Annotated in this window: 1 protein-coding gene; it reads right to left on the bottom strand. The window is 49.5% G+C overall.

All coding sequences use genetic code 11. From position 1 onward, the window contains the following. Positions 1-363 (bottom strand): TetR/AcrR family transcriptional regulator (locus tag AB9F26_RS22315; protein WP_369769135.1); only part of this gene is annotated, 363 nt, incomplete at its 3' end. Between the last annotated feature and the right edge of the window lie 67 nt (positions 364-430).

The raw sequence follows: 430 nt of genomic DNA, 5'->3' as shown, positions 1-430 counted from the left end.
CTTGTTTGCCTCAAACCCCGACGGAGTATTAATCTGCAATAAAAGCGATAATCGTTCAAGTAAGGGGCGTTGTGCGTCTTCGGAACTCAACGGTAGAAAAATGGTGCGCGAGACATCGATGATGGCGCTTACTAGCAAATCTTCGCGGTTTTTGAAATGCTCGTACACGGTACGTTTGGACATGCCAGCTTTGGTCGCGATCACCGCCATGGTCACATCGTCAAAGGGTATTTCCAAAAGCAATTGCGTCGTCACCCTAAGAATCGCGGCTTCGCGGGCAGGGCGCTGCATTTGGGGCGGGCGCCCACGCCGTGTTTTACCGCAACAAGTTGTGTCTTCGGATAAGTCTCCCTCTTTTTTCATTGCCTCGCTCCTATCACCGTTTATTGAAGTGTGCTTCACATTAGCCTAAACGAATGCACTTTACAAA

Source organism: Falsihalocynthiibacter sp. BN13B15 (assembly GCF_041205415.1).
GTDB lineage: Bacteria > Pseudomonadota > Alphaproteobacteria > Rhodobacterales > Rhodobacteraceae > Falsihalocynthiibacter > Falsihalocynthiibacter arcticus.
The sequence above is the reverse complement of the archived record's forward strand: the minus strand, read 5'-3'. Positions and strand labels throughout refer to the sequence as shown.